The 16,010-nt window shown below is 65.9% G+C and carries 14 protein-coding genes; 4 read left to right on the plus strand and 10 right to left on the minus strand.

Annotated elements, in window-relative coordinates; translation table 11 throughout:
- Positions 1 to 203: 203 nt before the first annotated feature.
- Positions 204 to 1,376 carry an ABC transporter substrate-binding protein gene (locus JQ635_RS35810; RefSeq protein ID WP_211414474.1) on the minus strand — a complete coding sequence of 391 codons (1,173 nt, stop codon included), beginning with the start codon at positions 1,374 to 1,376 and terminating at the stop codon, positions 204 to 206.
- A 311-nt stretch (positions 1,377 to 1,687) separates the two neighbouring features.
- On the opposite strand from JQ635_RS35810, the gene JQ635_RS35815 reads away from it, so the two are divergent.
- Positions 1,688 to 2,950: an NAD(P)/FAD-dependent oxidoreductase gene (locus tag JQ635_RS35815; protein WP_211414475.1), complete on the plus strand. Its 1,263-nt coding sequence runs from the start codon at positions 1,688 to 1,690 to the stop codon at positions 2,948 to 2,950.
- 128 nt (positions 2,951 to 3,078) lie between these two features.
- Here JQ635_RS35815 and JQ635_RS35820 read toward each other — a convergent pair whose 3' ends face one another.
- From JQ635_RS35820 to JQ635_RS35830, 3 genes are read right to left on the minus strand one after another with little or no spacing between them, the layout of a single operon-like run.
- Complete coding sequence (locus JQ635_RS35820; protein ID WP_211414476.1) at positions 3,079 to 4,290, minus strand: ABC transporter substrate-binding protein; 1,212 nt, start codon at positions 4,288 to 4,290, stop codon at positions 3,079 to 3,081.
- A 50-nt stretch (positions 4,291 to 4,340) separates the two neighbouring features.
- Positions 4,341 to 4,664 carry a 2Fe-2S iron-sulfur cluster-binding protein gene (locus JQ635_RS35825; protein WP_211414477.1) on the minus strand — a complete coding sequence of 108 codons (324 nt, stop codon included), beginning with the start codon at positions 4,662 to 4,664 and terminating at the stop codon, positions 4,341 to 4,343.
- Between the two features lie 12 nt (positions 4,665 to 4,676).
- Entirely contained in the window at positions 4,677 to 5,885 is a 1,209-nt protein-coding gene (locus JQ635_RS35830) for a cytochrome P450 (protein WP_211414478.1), read from the minus strand.
- Positions 5,886 to 5,968: 83 nt separating this feature from the next.
- Between JQ635_RS35830 and JQ635_RS35835 the strand changes: the two genes are divergently transcribed.
- Positions 5,969 to 6,475 (plus strand): MarR family winged helix-turn-helix transcriptional regulator, encoded by a 507-nt coding sequence (locus JQ635_RS35835; protein WP_211414479.1) that lies wholly within the window; start codon positions 5,969 to 5,971, stop codon positions 6,473 to 6,475.
- Positions 6,476 to 6,820: 345 nt separating this feature from the next.
- On the opposite strand, the gene JQ635_RS35840 is transcribed toward JQ635_RS35835, so the two are convergent.
- Positions 6,821 to 8,671, minus strand: a complete 1,851-nt coding sequence (locus JQ635_RS35840; protein WP_211414480.1) for a feruloyl-CoA synthase — start codon at positions 8,669 to 8,671, stop codon at positions 6,821 to 6,823.
- A gap of 148 nt (positions 8,672 to 8,819) precedes the next feature.
- Here JQ635_RS35840 and JQ635_RS35845 point away from each other — a divergent pair, with 148 nt between their 5' ends.
- On the plus strand, positions 8,820 to 9,314 hold the full coding sequence (locus JQ635_RS35845) for a MarR family winged helix-turn-helix transcriptional regulator (protein ID WP_211414481.1): 495 nt from the start codon (positions 8,820 to 8,822) through the stop codon (positions 9,312 to 9,314).
- A gap of 193 nt (positions 9,315 to 9,507) precedes the next feature.
- On the plus strand, positions 9,508 to 11,313 hold the full coding sequence (gene atzF, locus JQ635_RS35850) for an allophanate hydrolase (RefSeq protein WP_211414482.1): 1,806 nt from the start codon (positions 9,508 to 9,510) through the stop codon (positions 11,311 to 11,313).
- A 112-nt stretch (positions 11,314 to 11,425) separates the two neighbouring features.
- Here atzF and JQ635_RS35855 read toward each other — a convergent pair whose 3' ends face one another.
- The 5 genes from JQ635_RS35855 to JQ635_RS35875 are packed head-to-tail and all read right to left on the minus strand — an operon-like array spanning position 11,426 to position 15,905.
- Entirely contained in the window at positions 11,426 to 12,148 is a 723-nt protein-coding gene (locus JQ635_RS35855) for a GntR family transcriptional regulator (RefSeq protein WP_211414483.1), read from the minus strand.
- A 4-nt stretch (positions 12,149 to 12,152) separates the two neighbouring features.
- A complete protein-coding gene (gene hpxZ / locus JQ635_RS35860) occupies positions 12,153 to 12,545 on the minus strand; it encodes an oxalurate catabolism protein HpxZ (RefSeq protein WP_211414484.1) in 393 nt (130 codons plus the stop codon).
- Position 12,546: 1 nt separating this feature from the next.
- Positions 12,547 to 13,941, minus strand: a complete 1,395-nt coding sequence (locus tag JQ635_RS35865; protein ID WP_211414485.1) for an AtzE family amidohydrolase — start codon at positions 13,939 to 13,941, stop codon at positions 12,547 to 12,549.
- Positions 13,942 to 13,948: 7 nt separating this feature from the next.
- On the minus strand, positions 13,949 to 14,131 hold the full coding sequence (locus JQ635_RS35870) for a DUF4089 domain-containing protein (protein WP_211414486.1): 183 nt from the start codon (positions 14,129 to 14,131) through the stop codon (positions 13,949 to 13,951).
- A gap of 28 nt (positions 14,132 to 14,159) precedes the next feature.
- The gene (locus tag JQ635_RS35875) at positions 14,160 to 15,905 is read right to left on the minus strand and encodes a dipeptide ABC transporter ATP-binding protein (RefSeq protein ID WP_211414487.1); all 1,746 of its coding nucleotides are present in this window, start codon (positions 15,903 to 15,905) and stop codon (positions 14,160 to 14,162) included.
- Between the last annotated feature and the right edge of the window lie 105 nt (positions 15,906 to 16,010).

Raw genomic sequence — 16,010 nt, forward strand, 5'->3', positions numbered from 1 at the left:
GGTGGCTCGCCGCGATAGCGGCGAGACGGGTGAGGGGTTCCGCGCGAACAACTCTCGCAAGGAATCCGCGGAGCGATACCCCTCATCCGGCGCCATAGCCGAAGCTTTGCTTCGGCGTTCTTAAGAACGGCGGCCGAAGGCCACCTATGCCACCTTCTCCCACAAGGGGAGAAGGGGCTACGTCGATCGTGGCTACACCGCGCTCACTTCATCTTGCACTTGTCGTGGAAGCGATCCTGGTCGTTCTCGACGATCGTGGCGACGGTCTTGAGCGCGAGCTGGCCTTCGGCGTCCTTGACCACGTCCTGCAGGTAAAAATTCTGGATCGGGATGTGGTTGTTGCCGTACTTGAACGGACCACGCACCGATTTGAAGTTCACCTTCTCCATCTCGGCCTTCATCGCGTCCTTCTTGCTGGTGTCGCCCTTCACGGCGACGACGGCGCTGTTGATCAGGTTCGCGGCGTCATAGGACTGCGCGCCGTAGAAGGTCGGGCGCAGGCCGGTATACTTCTTGCGATAGTCGGCGACGAACTTCTTGTTCTCGTCATTGGGCAGGTCGTTGACCCATTGCTGCGCGCCGGGCACGCCAAGCGCGTTGTCCTTCTGCAGCGGCAGCGACAATTCATCGATCGTGAAGGCGGTGTAGAGCGGGATCTGCTGCTTGATGCCGGCCTGCGCATATTGGTTCAGGAACTGGACGCCGGCCGCGCCCGGATAGAACACGAAGATCGACTCGGCCTTGGAGTTCTTGGCCTTGGTGAGCTCGGCGGAGAAGTCCAGCTGGCTCGGCCACACCGTATATTCCTCGCCGACCACCTCGCCCTTGAAGGTGCTCTTGACGCCGGCCAGCATGTCCTTGCCGGCCGCGTAGTTCGGGCCGATCAGGAACACGCTCTTGACGCCCTTCTGGTTCATGTAGGTGCCGACCGCCTGCGGCGTCTGGTCGTTCTGCCACGAGGTCGAGAACACGTAAGGGCTGCAGAGCTCGCCGGCGAGCTGCGACGGGCCGGCATTGGCCGAGATCAGGAAGGTCTGCGAGTCCACCGCGGTCTTGAGCGAAGCCAGCAGCACGTTCGACCAGATGTAGCCGACGATGAAATCGACCTTGTCGGACTGCACCAGCTTCTCGGTCTTCTGCTTGCCGACGTCGGGCTTCTGCCCGTCGTCCTCGTAGATCACCTCGACCGGCTTGCCGCCCATCTTGCGGCCGAGATGGTCGAGCGCGAGCTCGAACGAGTTGCGCATGTCGTTGCCGATCACGGCGGTCGGGCCGCTGAAGGTCGAGACGAAACCGATCTTGATGGTGTCGCCGGCGAATGCCGGGCTCGCCAGCACCAGCGCCGCTGCGCCCGCCAGCCAGAATGCCGTCCTCATAACCACTCCCCTCCTTAATTATTGGTCCCGGAAGCGGGGTGATCGCCGCCCCGGGCCTGTCTCTATTGAACGCAAAATCTGTCGAGCCGCCAATGGCTCAGCGCCTGCCCCTGCACCATATTTCGCCCCAATCGGCGATGGCAAGAAATATAATGCTACTTACTTCGGCCAAGGCCTGGTCAAGCCTGCGGCGCTTTTTCGCGCCAGGTCGATACATCAAGCCTATGCCGCGATTGATGACGGCTATTGGACCGCGGCGCCCGATCCGCACTTAAATGAAGGTGAGCAGCAGCGAGATTCGAGGGTGCATCATGGCCACAAATCCCCATCGCGTCGTTATCGTCGGCGCCGGCTTCGGCGGGCTGGAGGCGACCTATCGGCTGGCGGGCGCCCCGGTCGAGATCACGCTGATCGACCGCCGCAACCACCACCTGTTTCAGCCGCTGCTCTACCAGGTCGCGACCGCCTCGCTCGCGACCAGCGAGATCGCCTGGCCGATCCGTCATCTCATGCGTGACCGGCGCGAGGTGACGACGCTGTTCGCGACGGTCAGCGGCGTCGATGCCGAGCGGCGCTGTGTGCTGATCGACGATGGCAGCGAGGTGCCTTACGACACGCTGGTCATCGCGACCGGCGCACGGCACGCCTATTTCGGCCATGACGAGTGGGAGGCATGGGCGCCGGGCCTGAAGACGCTGGAGGATGGGACCACGCTGCGCCGCCATATCCTGGTGGCCTTCGAGCGCGCCGAGCGCGAGACCGATCCGGCGAAACGCGCCGCGCGGCTGACCTTCGTCATCGTCGGCGCCGGTCCCACCGGCGTCGAGCTCGCCGGGACCATCGCCGAGATGGCGCATCACACCTTGCCCGGCGATTTCCGGAACATCGACACGACCAAAGCGCGCGTCGTGCTGATCGAGGCCGGTCCGCGCGTGCTCGCGGGCTTTGCCGATGACCTCTCGGCCTATGCGCAGGCCTCGCTGGAAAAGATCGGTGTCGAGGTCGTGCTGGGACAGGCCGTCACCGAGATCAATCGCGAGGGCGTCGTGTTCGGCGGCAAGCTGCTCGAGGCAAAGACAAGAATCTGGGCCGCCGGCGTCCGCGCCTCGCCCGCCGCCGAGTGGCTCGGTGCGCCGGCCGATCGCGCCGGGCGCGTCCAGGTCGAAGACGATCTGACGATCCCAGGTCATCCCGAGATCTTCGCGATCGGCGACACTGTCAGCATCAACGCCTGGGACGGCAAGCCGGTGCCCGGCATCGCACCGGCGGCCAAGCAGCAGGGACGTCATGTCGCCGAGACCATCAAGGCGCGGTTGCACGGCACGCCAACGGGCCCGTTCCGCTACAAGCACGCCGGCAGCCTCGCCCAGATCGGCAAGCGCCTCGCGGTGATCGATTTCGGCAAGATCAAGCTGCGCGGCACCATCGCGTGGTGGATCTGGGGCATCGCCCACATCTACTTCCTGATCGGCCTGCGCCACCGCCTCAGCGTCGCGCTGAGCTGGCTCTGGATCTACGCGCGAGATCAGCGCGCGGCGCGGTTGATTACGCAGGGAAGCAGCAAGGTGGTGTAGCAGTGCTCTCGTGTCCCGGACGCGGCGCGGCATGAAATGACGCGACGCAGAGCCGGGACCCAGAATTGTGGGCCCCGGCTCTGCGGTGCATCGCTTCGCGCTGCATCGCGCCCGGGGCACGGGACCAACTATTTCACCAGCTCACACCCGCCCTCCGCCAGCGGGCGGAACGCCTGCTCCGCGGGAATCGTCGAAACCAGCTTGTAATAGTCGTACGGATATTTCGACTCCTCCGGCTTCTTCACCTCGAACAGGTACATCGGATGCACGACGCGGCCGTCCTGGCGGATCGTGGTATCGCCGAACAGCTTGTCCTTGCCTCTGAACTTCTTCATCTCGGGCACGGCGTCCTTGGCATTGTCGCTGCCGGTCGCCGCGACCGCGTTGAGATAAGCGAGCGTGGAAGCATAGACGCCGGCCTGGTTGCCGCTCGGCATCTTGCCGTTCATGCCGGGCCGCGCGGCGAACCGTTTTGCGAAGGCGCGGGTGTCATCGTTCATGTCCCAGTAAAAGGCTTCCATGAGCTGGAGGCCCTGCGCGACCTTGATGCCCATGCCGTGGACGTCGTTGATGAAGAGCAGGAACGCGACGAGCTTCTGCCCGCTCTGCTGGATGCCGAACTCGGCGGCCTGCTTCACCGCATTGATGGTGTCGCCGCCGGCATTGGCCAGCCCGATCACCTGCGCCTTCGAGCTCTGCGCCTGCAACAGGAAGGACGCGAAGTCGGAGGTGCCGAGCGGATGTTTTGACGAGCCGATCACCTTGCCGCCATGCGACTCGATGTACTTCTGCGCTTCCGACTCGATGCCCTTGCCGAGCGCGAAGTCGACCGTGAGGAAGTACCAGTCCTTGCCACCGCGCGACACCATCGCGGCCGCCGTGGTGTTGCCGGTCGCCCAGGTATCGTTGACCCATTGGATGGTGTTGGGCGAGCAGGCCTTGCCGGTGAGATCGGAGCTTGCGGTCGAGGATGCCAGGAACGTCATGCGGCTGTCGCGCAGCAGCGTGTTGATGGAGAGGCCGACGGCCGAATTCGGGACGTCGACGATGGCGTCGACGCCTTCGACGTCGAGCCATTTGCGCGCGATGGCATTGCCGACATCGGCCTTGTTCTGGTGGTCGGCATAGACGATCTCCACCTTGATGCCCTTAGCCCCGCCGTTGAAATCCTCCGCCGCCATGCGCGCGGCCTCGACCGAGCCCATGCCGTTGGTGTCCTGGAAGATACCGGAGATGTCGTTGAGCACGCCGACGCGCACGACATTGTCGGAGATCTCGGCACTCGCGGCGCCGGTCACCAGGCTCGCGGCCAGCGCGAGTGTCCATTTCAGATGCTTCATCATTCCCTCCCCTGCTTTTTGGTTGCCGGTCGTTGCCGGCGCGTCGAAATTCAGACCTGCCGCTCCGGCAGACGCAGCACGAGCCCATCGAGTTCGGGCGTGATGTTGATCTGGCAAGACAGCCGGCTGTTCGGCCGCCGCTCGGCGGCGGTGCCGTCGAGCAGCGCATCCTCATCGTCGGCCATCGCGGGCAGGCGCCCGAGCCAGGCCTCGTCGACATAGACGTGGCAGGTCGCGCACATGGCGTTGCCGCCGCATTCGGCCAGAACGCCGTCGAGACCGTGATGGGTTGCGGCCTGCATGGCGCTCTCGCCGCCTGCGGTCTCGACGCGGTCGGACTTGCCGTCGGAATGGATGAAGGTGATGGCGGGCATCAAGACTCCTCGTCAGGCCGGGGTGATGGTGACAGGCAGGCTGTCGAGCCCGCGCAGCGTGTTGTTGAAGCGGCGCTTCGGCTCGCCCGTGATCTCGATCTTCGCGATGCGCCGCGCCAGCGCCGTCAGCATCACCTCGCCTTCGAGGCGGGCGACGAGCTGGCCGACACACATGTGGATGCCGGAGCCGAAGCCGACATGGCCGGAGGTGCGGCGGGTGATGTCGTAGCTGTCGGGGCTGTCCCAGCGCCTGGGATCGCGATTGGCGGCGGCAAGGAACATCAGCACCTTCTCGCCCTCGCCGATCGTTGCACCCGACAGCTCGACCTCGCGCGTCGTCGTGCGGAAGAAGGTCTGCACCGGGCTCTCGAACCGCACCGCCTCCTCGAAGGCGCCACGCGCCAGCGAGAGATCGCCGCGCAGGCGCTGCCATTGATCGGGGAAGCGGGCAAGGCAGTACACGGCCGCGCCGATGCCATTGACCGTGGTATCGAGACCGGCCGAGAGCAGCGAGCGCACCAGCAGCGGCGCCTCGGTGGCCGTGATGGCGCCCTCGTCGACCTGGGCATGGATACAGGCGCCAAAGCCGCCGGGTGCGAGATTCTCGCGCTGGCATTGCTCGGCGACATAGGCCTGGTGCGGCATCGAACGTTCGATCGCCTCCTGACGCAGCCGGTTGGGCGGGCCGAAGGCGTTGAACACGACGCTCGCATAGGGAATGAGATGCTCGCGGCCTTCGGGTTTCAGGCCGAGCGCATCAGGAAAGATCGACAGCGGGTAGGCCTCGGCGAGGTCGGTGATTGCATCGAAGCTGCGCTTTTCGAGCAGCGCATCCACCCGCTCCTCCGCCGCCGCGGCAAAACGATCGCGCACCTGCTTCATCACCGTCGGTGACAGCACCTTTGACAGCACCGCACGCGTCCGGGTGTGCGCGGGCGGATCGGCCTCGAGGATCAGGCTCGGCGGCCGCCACGGCGTCTCCTTCTTGAAATCGGACAGGCCGACGCCGCGGCTGGAGCAGAAGGTCGCGGGATCGTTCAGCACGGCATGGACCTCGGCATAGCGCGCCACGCCGTAGACCTTCCATTTGTCGAGATAGACCACCGGCCCCGCCTCCCGCAGCAGCTGATGCGTGGGATAGGGGTCGGCAAAAAATGTCATGTCGAAGGGGTCGACGTCGAGATGCGGGACGCCTGATACGCCGGAGCCGGGTGCGCTCATTGAAGTCCTCCCTCATTTTGATCTTGTGAAAGGCCGGCGCATGCCCTTAGGTCTTTCGGCACGCCGCGAGTCAGAAACCCGATATGCCGCCGTCTTCGACCAAAGCCCGCCAAAAGCCCGCGCCCACGGATGCGGGGCCGACGCTCGATCTCGAGCGTTACGTGCCGGCGTTCATCACCTTCATCGCCAACAAGCTCTCGAACAGCGCGACCGCGTTCTATCAGAAGCAGTTCGGCGTCAACGTCACGGAATGGCGGATCATGTCGCTGCTGGCGATCGAGCCCGGCATTCCGGCCTCGCGCATCTGCCACGTCATCGGCTTCGACAAGGGGCCGGTGAGCCGGACGCTGGCGGGCCTCGAGAAGCGCGGGCTGATTTCGATCCGCACCGATCCCAACGACGGCCGCACCCACTCGATCTCGCTGACGGCAAGGGGCCGCGCCACGCATGACAAGGTGATCGTGGCGGCGTTCGAGCGCGAGCGGCGCCTGTTGTCCTGCCTGAGCAAGGACGAGCGCGAGGTGCTGATCGACCTGCTTCGCCGCCTGCACGAGAATCTCGGCGCCGTGACGGACAGCAGCTACACCTGACGCGCCGCATCGCGGGCGCGTCGTGCCGACGTCTTTAGGCATGCGCCCGCGTTTGCCCGCGGCACCATCCCTGCCGAGCATTGTTTCCTCCGAGATCGGACGCGGCGGTTCCTCCGCCGTCGTCCTTGTCCGGAAGGGTTCGCACAAATTAGTTGCTTAGGCAACAAAAGAATCGGCAGGATATTGCGACAGGATGGCTGGCGTATCCCGCTCGCCATTCCGGGGCGCGCGCAGCGCGAACCCGGAATCCATCGTGCAACACCTCTGCGGTGAAATGGATTCCGGGCTCGCGCCAAGAGGCGCGCCCCGGAATGACAGCGGAATGTGGCTTCGCTACCTCGGCCGCTACAGGCCGATCCATTCCCCCGACGCATCATCATTCAGCCGCGTCACGGCCTCCGCGCGCCGCATCAGGACGGCGCGCTGGTTGATGTAGCCCTTGTCGGTGATCTCGCCGCCGTCGACCGATGGCGGCTCGGCGAGCAGCAGCGCGCGCGTGGCATGGCCGGAGGAGTTGGCGCTCTGCTGCTTCAGCTTTGCGAGACCCTGCGCGATGGCGCTGCGGACCCTGGCATGCGCCAGCACATCGCTCACAGCCGCCGTCTCGGGCAGGCCGGCATGAGCACGGCAGGCCGCGATATTCGGAAATACCAGGAAGCGCACCTCGTCGCCGCCATGACCTGCCACGACGATGTCCTGCGCGAGCGGCGCCAGCGCGGCAATGCCGGCAACGCGCAGCGTGCCAACACTGACCCAGGTGCCGGAATTGAGCTTGAAATCCTCCGCAACGCGGCCGTCGAAGAACAGGCCGCGCTCCGGCCGCGCGCTATCGGCAAGCTTCACCGCATCGCCGATGAGATAAAACCCCTCCTCGTCGAACGCCTGCTTCGTGAGTTCGGGCGCCTTCCAATAACCCGGCGTGACATTGGGACCGCGCACGCGCACCTCGAGCTTGTCGCCTGACGCGACGAGCTTCAGCTCCGTGCCGGGAATTGGCACGCCGATATTGCCGGAGCGCTCGGCGAGGAAATGACAGTCGGTGGCGAGCGGCGAGGTTTCGGTCGAACCCCAGGCCGACACCATCGGCAGCGGGCGGCCGACGGCCTCGACGGAGAGCTCTTCGAGCGCGTCCCAGAGATTCTGCGGCAGCGCCGCACCGGCATAGAAGGCGAACTTCACCTCGCCGAAGAAGCGGCGACGCAACGCCTCGTCACCGCGCAGCGCCGCGATCAGCATGTCGAAGCCGCGCGGCACGTTGAAGTAGACCGTCGGCATCACGCTTTTCAGATTCGCGAGCGACGTCGCAAACAGACCGGGGGCGGGCTTGCCGCCGTCGATATAGAGCGAGCCGCCGTTGCGCAGCACGAGGTTGAAATTGTGATTGGCGCCGAACGTATGGCTCCAGGGCAACCAGTCGAGGATGACAAGATCGCCGCGCTCCTGCTCGAGAAAGGTCCAGGTCTGCGCCTTGGCCTGCTGGCTCGAGGTCAGCATGCGCTGGGTGTTGATGACGGCTTTCGGCGTGCCGGTCGAACCCGACGTGAACAGGAATTTTGCGATCGTATCAGGCGTGAGTGCAGCGAAGGCTTTTGCGACGTCAGGCGTTTCAGCCGTTGTCGCGATGGTGCGGAACGCGAGCGCATCGGCGTCATCGGCATTGCCGCTGATGATCTGCGCGTTGTGCAGCGGCTTGATCGCGGCCAGCGCTGCGGCAAATGGCTTGGCCGCGGAAACATAGATTGCACCCGGCTCAAGCAACGCGATCATGCTCTTGAGCTTGTCGAAATCTTTCGACATCAGCGAATAGGCCGGCGAGATCGCGGCCGAGGGCACGCCGACATGCTGGGCGGCAAGCGCGAGCAGCGCGTGGTCGATGCTGTTGTCGGAGAGGATCGCGAGCGGACGTTCCGCGCTGAGGCCTTGCGCCAGGATCCATGACGCCGCGCCGCGCACCTGCCGCAACGCCTGAGCATAGGTGACGGTGGTCCATGGCGCGTCGATGCTTCCACGCTCGGCGAGGAAGATCGCGTCGGGCGTCTGCCGCGCAAAATGCTCCAGCCAGTCACCGATGCAGCGCGCGCTCTCGCGCAGAGGCTCGGGCGAACGCAGCAGGATGCTGCCGTCCGCGCGATGCTCCGCGACGGTCTTTGGCGCTGCGAACAGGCTCGAAGCTTCACCGCGTGCGGCGGCTGTCATGGTTTCCTCCTCGCCCGGATCAGGGATCGGCCGCAGCCTCGTTCCGGGCTGCTTTGGTCATAATGTTGGTCTGGACAATTGTTGTCGTCAACAACAATCTTTCGCTTGAACCGCCAAGGCGCTAAGGTTGCGCGGCAGGAGACAAGATGTGACAGCCACCGCAGCCCGGACTTCCCCACGCAAACGCGCGAGCAACGGTGCGGCGCGGCGGACCGACGCCGACGAGATCGGCCTCGACGCCCTGGTCGGCCACGCCGGCTACGCGGTGCGACGCTTCCAGATCTGGATCTTCCAGGACTTCATCAAGACGCTCGGCAATGTCGACATCCGGCCGACGCAATATTCGGTGCTGACGGTGATCGGCGCCAATCCCGGCCTGTCGCAGATGGCGGTGGCAAAACGCCTCGGCATCGAGCGCGCCCGCCTGGTGCACCTGCTCGACAGCCTCGAGCAGCGCAAGCTGGTGAAGCGGATCAAGTCGAAAGAGGACCGGCGTTCGCACGCGCTGCATCTGACCGCGCAGGGCGCCACCGCGCTGGCGAAATTCAAGCGTCTCGCCGCCGAGCACGAGCGGAATGTCGAGACCAAGATCGGCAAGGAGAACCGGGAGCAGCTGCTTCGGATCCTCGCGGGCTTCACCTGATCCGGCCCGCCCAATATTTATGCAGATGCCCGTAACAGGGCGTTGGCACGACGACCTGAAGTGCCGCCAAAATATCCCCCAACCTACTGATCTCACGATAGTATCCGGAGCGACCGTTCTGCCCGGATTCTGTACACAATGGCACATCGCTTGCTTCAATCCGGGTGAAGCATGTTGCCGGAGTTTGGACGCCATGGGGGCTGAGCAGCCTGAAACGATCGCCGCGATTGTGGCCGCGCATCGCGCGGGCACGATGACGCCGGCAGAGACGATCGCGCGGACCTACCAGCGCATCCGCGATTACAACGATCCGGCCGTCTTCATCAGCCTGCGCGACGAGAAGGACGCGATCGCCGAGGCCGAGAAGCTTGCGACGAAGGATGCCGCAAGCCTGCCGCTCTATGGCGTGCCGGTCGCGGTGAAGGACAATATCGACGCGCTGGGCTTTCCGACCACGGCGGCCTGCCCGGCCTTCTCCTACACGCCCGCGCACGACTCGACGGCCGTGGAGCGCCTGCGCGCGGCGGGCGCCATCATCATCGGCAAGACCAATCTCGACCAGTTCGCAACCGGCCTCGTCGGCGTGCGCTCGCCTTACGGCATCCCCCGCAATTCGATTCGGGAGGATCTGATTCCCGGCGGCTCGAGCTCGGGCTCGGCGACCGCCGTCGGCGCCGGCCTCGTCCCGCTGTCGCTCGGCACCGACACGGCCGGCTCGGGCCGCGTGCCGGCGATGCTCAACAACATCGTCGGTCTGAAGCCGAGCCTCGGCATGATCTCGACCGCGGGCCTCGTGCCGGCCTGCCGCACGCTTGACTGCATCTCGGTGTTCGCCCTGACGGTGGACGACGCCGCGCTGGCGCTGTCGGTGATGGCGGGGCCGGACCGGGCCGATCCGTTCTCGCGCGACCGGCCGCTCGGCGCGCTCACGCCGTTCCCCGCGAATTTGCGCCTCGGTGTGCCGCGCAATGGACAGCTGATCTTCTTCGGCGACAAGAAAGCGGACGCCGGCTATGCCGATGCGCTGAAGCGCTGGACCGCGCTTGGCGCGACACTGGTCGAATTCGACCTCGAGCCGTTCTACGAGACGGCGCGGCTGCTCTACGAGGGGCCCTGGGTCGCCGAACGCTATCTGGTGATCAAGAATCTGCTGGCGTCGGCGCCTGACGCAATCCATTCGGTCACGCGCGAGATCACTGCGGCCGGGGCGCGGCTCACCGCGGCCGAGACCTTCTCGGCGCTCTACCGCCTGCAGGGCCTGCGCAAGATCGCCGAGCGCACGTTTGCGAACATCGACGCGCTAGTGCTGCCGACCGCACCGACCGCCTACATGACCGCGCAGGTGCTGGCCAACCCGATCGAGCTCAACAGCCGGCTCGGCACCTATACGAACTTCGTCAACCTGCTCGATCTCTGCGGCCTCGCCGTGCCGGCATCGATGCGCGCCGACGGCATTCCGTTCGGCATCACGCTGCTCGCGCCCGCCGGACGCGATGCGATGCTGGCAAGCATCGGGCGCGTGTTCCATGCGGACACGAAGCTGAGCGTCGGGGCAAAGGGCGTCGCGCAGCCCGCGCTCGCGCCGCTGCCTGCAAGCGGCGGCGACGAGATTCCGATCGCGGTGGTTGGCGCGCATCTGTCCGGCATGGCGCTGAACGGCGAATTGAAGGCACTGAACGGAAAGCTGGTCGAGGCGACCAAAACCGCACCGGACTACAAGCTCTATGCGCTCAAGACCACGCCGCCGAAGCCGGGCCTGCTCCGCGTGGAGGCCGGCAAGGGCGCGTCGATCGAGCTGGAGCTCTGGTCGCTGTCGGCGGCTGCGTTCGGCAAGTTCGTCAACGCGATTCCGGCGCCGATGGCGATCGGCACGGTGCGGCTTGCCGATGGACGCAACGTGAAGGGATTTCTCGTCGAGCCGGAAGTGCTGGGCGAGGCGCGGGACATTACGGCGTATGGTGGCTGGCGCGCCTTCATGAAGGAAGCCGCGGCAACGTAGGTCTCGTAGGGTGGGCAAAGCGAAGCGTGCCCACCATTCCGTCCATCATGAAGAAGATCGTGGGCACGGCGCTTTGCGCCTTTGCCCACCCTACGGCACTGTGTGTGCGGCCCTACACCGACACCGCGTAGATCTCATACTCCCCGCGCACCAATTCGATATGCGCGCGCATGGCGGCGGCGGCGCCCTGCTTGTCGCCGCGCATGATGGCGACGACGACGCGGTCGTGTTCGGCCTGCGACTTGGCGAGGCGGCCGAGGTTGCGGAACTGGGCGCGGCGGAACGGCTGCACGCGCACGCGCGTCGCCAGCGTGATCTCGGCGATGTAGCCGTTCTGCGAGCCCGCATAGATCGTGTTGTGGAAGCGCTCGTTGACCTCGTGGAAGCGCTCGGGATTGCCGGCGTAGCTCAGCAGCCGCAGCTCTTCGTGGACGGCCTCGAGGGCATGGCGCTCGCCAGGGGACATGCGCTCGGCGGCAAGGCCGGCGCACAGCGCCTCGAGCTCGGCCATCGCCTCGAACATGCTCTTCAGCCGCTCGATCGAGGGCTGCGCCACCACCGCGCCGCGATGAGGCCGCGCCTCGACCAGGCCGCTCGCCACCAGCTGCCGCAACGCCTCGCGCACCGGCGTGCGCGACACGCTGAAGCGCCGCGCGATGTCGGTCTCGTCGAGCGGCGCGCCGGGCGCCAGGGTTCCACGCACGATCTCGTCGGCAAGCTGAAGCCGCAGTTCCTCGGCGCGCGTGACCTTCTGCACCGACGGCAGCGCCCGGTCGACGCGGGGCACCACCGGCTCGGCCGGCAGTGTCCCGGGCGGAAGATCGTCAAGCGTCATTCGATCAGGCCTCTTTCGGCTCGTCGATGATGCTGACATGAGCCGCGACGACGCGCCAGCCCTCCGGGAAACGAATCCACGTCTGCATCTGCCGGCCGACCTTGCCGGGCGCCGTGTCGCGATAGAACAAGGTGGAGGCCACGGCCGTGTCGCGGCCATAGCTGGTGATCACGGTTTTCGCGGTGCGGCGGTTCAGGCCGACCGGCGAACGGCCGGCGCGGAAGCCGGAGATCGCCTCATAACCATAGAGGTTCTCGCCGATGCCGTAGCGCAAAGTGCGGGGATCGTTGCGGAACAGCTCGCCGAGCACGGCGACGTCGTTGCCGACGAGGGCCTGCTCATAGCGCTCGAACGCGGCTTTGACTTCCGCGATCACCTCGGGGAGATCGATCTCCATTTCAGAATCCTCTCGGCGCGGGCGCGGCGGCGACGCCCATCTGTTCCAGGGCGTAGGCGACACGCAGCGCGACGTCCTCGCGCCAGGGCGCGGCGATGATCTGCACGCCGATCGGCAGCGGCTCGAGCGGCACCGGCACCGCCACGACCGGCAAGCCGATGAAGGAGATCGGCTGGGTGTGGATGCCGATATTGGCGCGCACCGGCAATTCGACGCCGTCGAGATTGAAATTGACCTGGCCAAGTTTTGGCGCGGTGCAGGGCGTCGCGGGTGCGATCAGCACGTCGACCGACCTGAAGATCTCGGCGAGCTGGGCCCGATACCAGCGGCGGAATTTCTGCGCGCGGTCGACCAGCGCTGCCGGCACCATGGCGCCGGCGATCAGGCGGTCGCGCACGGCGGGATCGAAGTCGTTCGGACGCTGGCGCAGGCGATCGAGATGCAGCGAGGCGCCTTCGGTGGTGGTGATGACGTAGGCTGCCGCACGGGCGCGCGAGGCTTCGGGTACATCGATCACCTGCGTTGCGCCAAGCGCCTTGGCGACGCGGCCGACGGCTTCGACAGCTTCCGGAAACACGTTCTTCTGGAAATGGCCGCCGGCAATCGCGACGCGCAAGCCCGATATGGACTCAGCCAACAGTGGCGTGACTGGCTCTAACCCACGCGTCGTGCAGGCGCCGTCGTCCGCGTCCGGCCCCTGCATCACATCGTAGGCGAGCGCGAGATCGGTGACGGAACGCGCGAACGGCCCGAGATGATCGAGGCTCGCGACGAACGGGAACGAGCGCGCACGAGAGAGCCGGCCATAGGTCGGCTTCAGGCCAAAGATGCCGCAGAACGAGGACGGTACGCGGATCGAGCCGTTGGTGTCGGAGCCGAGCGCGATCGGCACCAGCGCGCCGCCGACGGCGCTGCCCGAACCACCCGACGAGCCGCCGCTCATCCGCGTGGTGTCATGCGGATTGCGCGAGGGGCCGTCATGGACGTTCTCGCCGGTGAAGTCGTAGGCGTATTCGCCCATGTTGAGCGCGCCGACGAGGACGGCGCCGGCCGCCTCCATCCGCTCGATCAGCGTGGCGTCCCGCTTCGCGGGCGCGAGATCACGGTTGATCTTCGAGCCCGCGCGCGTGGCAAGGCCCGCGACGTCGAACAGGTTCTTCACCGCAAAGGGCACGCCGGCGAGCGGGCCGACTTTCTTGCCCGCGGCAATGTCCACATCGATCGCGCGCGCTTTCGCGCGGGCGCGCTCGGCGGTGACGTCGGTGAAGGCATTGAGGATGGTGTCGTGCTGCTTGATGCGCGCGAGCGCAGCTTCCGTGGCAGCGAGCGCGGACAATTGGCCGCCGGCCACCGCTTTCGCGATGTCGGCAGCATTCATCTCTGGCTTGGCGGTCATGGCGGCGTCAGGCGGTGAAGATCGGCGCCGGCTCGGTCTCGTCCGGCAGCGCAAATTCATCGACGAGGCGGGCAAGCCGCAACGAGACTTCGAGGTTGGCGCGAACCGCCGGTCTCCAGGCGTCCTCGACCGGCAGCGCCAGCGCTTTCGATACGGCGTCGATGTAGTCGTCCAGTGGTTCGGCGGCCATTACTCTCTCAAACTGTCCGTCGGGCTCATCAGTGCACCGGCAACGGCGGATGCGGGATCGCCGTCAGCAGCTCCTTGGTGTAGTCGTCCTTGGGATCGCTGAGGACCTGCTCGGAAGAGCCTTCCTCGACGATTCGACCGGTCCGCATGACAATGACACGATCGCACAACAAGCGCACTACATTCAAATCATGCGAGACGAACAGATAGCTCATACCTAGCCGCGCCTTGAGATCCTGCAGCAGGTTGAGGACCACTGCCTGGACCGAGACATCCAGCGCGGCCGTCGGCTCGTCCAGGATGACGAGTTTTGGATGCAGGGTGATGGCCCGGGCGATGCCGACGCGGGCCTTCTGGCCGCCGGACAATTGGTGCGGGAAGCGGTCGAGCAGGTTGTGCGGCAGACCGACCATGGTGGCCAGTTCCTCGCAGCGGGCGCGGAGCGCGCCACGTCCCCTGATGTCGCCCAGTTGCATGATCGGGTCGGCGATGGCGCGCGCAGCGGTGAAGCGCGGGTTGAGGCTGTCGGTCGGATCCTGGAACACCATCTGGATGCGGCTGCGCTGCGGCAGCCGGGCAAAGGCGGCAGGTGCGATGCCGCCGATGTCCTCGCCGTCGAACTGGATCAGGCCGGAGGTCTGGTCAAGGAGCCGCATCACCATCATCGACGTGGTCGATTTGCCGCAGCCGGATTCGCCGACGAGGCCGACGCTCTCGCCATGGCCGATCGCAAAGCTGATGCCGTCGACCGCGCGGAACACGTCCGGCTCGACCGGCGGCTTGCGGCCGAACAGCTTTCCGAGCGTGGCCGTGGCGCCCTGGCGGGGATATTCCTTGACGAGCTTTTCGATAAGGAGGAGGGGCGTCTCGCTCTTCGCGCCATCTTGCGAGGCGTGATGGATGGCCGGCTCGGGCCCGGCCATGACGGATGCGGACGGAGACGCGCCCTCCTCTTCCGGCAGCAGATCCCGCAAGGACACCCCGAGCCGCGGCGTCGCGCGCATCAGCTTCTTGGTGTAGGGGTGCTGCGGGTTGGCGAAGATGTCGGCGGCCTTGGCGGTCTCGACCACGCGGCCCTTCTCCATCACAACGACGCGGTCGCAATAGGCGGCGGCAAGGCCGAGATCGTGGGTGATGAGGATGGTCGACATCGCCCGGCGTTTTGTCAGCTCGACGATCAGGTCCATCACCGCCTTCTGCGTGGTGACGTCGAGGCCAGTCGTCGGCTCGTCCGCGATCAGGAGCTGCGGATTGCAGGCGAGCGCGAGCGCGATGACGACGCGCTGGCACATACCGCCGGAGAGTTCGAACGGATAGGCATGATAGCGTTCGCGCGGGCGGGCGATCTTGACCTGCTCCAGCGCCTCGATCGCCTTCTCGCCGTGATCGGCGACCTGGGCCTGCTGCACATGGGTGCGCAGCACGTCCTCGATCTGGTCGCCGACTTTCCGGATCGGGTTCAGCGCCGCGCGCGGGTTCTGGAAGATCATCGAGACTTCGCGGCCGCGCAGGTCGCGCATCTGGTCTTCGGTCGCCGCCTTCACGTCGATGCCGGAGAACATCACCGAGCCTTCGGCGATCTTGCCGGCGCGGTCGAGGATGCGCATCACCGCGTAGGACGTCACCGACTTGCCGGAGCCGGACTCGCCGACGATGGCGAGCGTCTCGCCCTTGGCGACGGAGATGTTGACGTGCTGGACCGCCTTCACGATGCCGCGGCGGGTGGTGAATTCGACCGTGAGGTCCTGGACGTCGAGCAGGGGCTGGGCGGTCATGGGTGCCTGCCAATCAAAAAGGTCGAAAACAACCCCATGCACAGTAGAACGAGATTGATTTCATTGGTGAATTTTTGATGAGGATTCGCGTGTGAGGGAGGCACC

It is taken from the genome of Bradyrhizobium iriomotense, assembly GCF_018130765.1.
In the GTDB taxonomy this organism is placed as follows: Bacteria; Pseudomonadota; Alphaproteobacteria; order Rhizobiales; family Xanthobacteraceae; genus Bradyrhizobium; species Bradyrhizobium iriomotense_A.

What these genes read in the sequence shown, in the direction of transcription:
- JQ635_RS35855 (WP_211414483.1), bottom strand. Translation starts at nt 12,148, where the DNA reads ATGACGCTTGACGATCTTCCGCCCGGGACACTGCCGGCCGAGCCGGTG.
- atzF (WP_211414482.1), top strand. Translation starts at nt 9,508, where the DNA reads ATGGGGGCTGAGCAGCCTGAAACGATCGCCGCGATTGTGGCCGCGCAT.
- JQ635_RS35820 (WP_211414476.1), bottom strand. Translation starts at nt 4,290, where the DNA reads ATGAAGCATCTGAAATGGACACTCGCGCTGGCCGCGAGCCTGGTGACC.
- JQ635_RS35870 (WP_211414486.1), bottom strand. Translation starts at nt 14,131, where the DNA reads ATGGCCGCCGAACCACTGGACGACTACATCGACGCCGTATCGAAAGCG.
- JQ635_RS35830 (WP_211414478.1), bottom strand. Translation starts at nt 5,885, where the DNA reads ATGAGCGCACCCGGCTCCGGCGTATCAGGCGTCCCGCATCTCGACGTC.
- hpxZ (WP_211414484.1), bottom strand. Translation starts at nt 12,545, where the DNA reads ATGGAGATCGATCTCCCCGAGGTGATCGCGGAAGTCAAAGCCGCGTTC.
- JQ635_RS35810 (WP_211414474.1), bottom strand. Translation starts at nt 1,376, where the DNA reads ATGAGGACGGCATTCTGGCTGGCGGGCGCAGCGGCGCTGGTGCTGGCG.
- JQ635_RS35875 (WP_211414487.1), bottom strand. Translation starts at nt 15,905, where the DNA reads ATGACCGCCCAGCCCCTGCTCGACGTCCAGGACCTCACGGTCGAATTC.
- JQ635_RS35815 (WP_211414475.1), top strand. Translation starts at nt 1,688, where the DNA reads ATGGCCACAAATCCCCATCGCGTCGTTATCGTCGGCGCCGGCTTCGGC.
- JQ635_RS35835 (WP_211414479.1), top strand. Translation starts at nt 5,969, where the DNA reads ATGCCGCCGTCTTCGACCAAAGCCCGCCAAAAGCCCGCGCCCACGGAT.
- JQ635_RS35865 (WP_211414485.1), bottom strand. Translation starts at nt 13,941, where the DNA reads ATGACCGCCAAGCCAGAGATGAATGCTGCCGACATCGCGAAAGCGGTG.
- JQ635_RS35840 (WP_211414480.1), bottom strand. Translation starts at nt 8,671, where the DNA reads ATGACAGCCGCCGCACGCGGTGAAGCTTCGAGCCTGTTCGCAGCGCCA.
- JQ635_RS35825 (WP_211414477.1), bottom strand. Translation starts at nt 4,664, where the DNA reads ATGCCCGCCATCACCTTCATCCATTCCGACGGCAAGTCCGACCGCGTC.